Genomic DNA, 301 nt, shown 5'->3' on the forward strand with positions numbered 1-301 from the left:
CGCCGAAGGCCCGGGTCACCGAGAGCCCGGCGAAGAGCGTGTCGCCATCGGCGCCGCCATAGCCGCGCTCGCCGGAGAAATCGGCGTTCTCGTAGCCGAGCACGCCGCCGAGGGTCCAGTCGTCGCCGAGGTCGATCTGGCCGGCGAGGCCGCCGGTCAGCACCGTGCCGCTGTAGCCGAAGGCGGTGCCGCTGCCGTCCTGGTCCTGGCGCGACAGCCCGCCGAGGGCGCGCAGGCAGGAGCCCGGGCGCTCGATCGCGGTGCCGGCGGCGCTGTCGCAGTCGAACAGCGCGTCGAGCCG

The 301-nt window shown here is 75.4% G+C and carries 1 protein-coding gene; it reads right to left on the reverse strand.

The features are described from left to right. Positions 1 to 301, reverse strand: a 301-nt coding sequence (locus tag QSJ97_RS24820; protein WP_285675181.1) for an autotransporter domain-containing protein, incomplete at both ends; no start/stop codon positions are given.

Source organism: Paralimibaculum aggregatum (assembly GCF_030270585.1).
Classification (GTDB): domain Bacteria; phylum Pseudomonadota; class Alphaproteobacteria; order Rhodobacterales; family Rhodobacteraceae; genus Thermohalobaculum; species Thermohalobaculum aggregatum.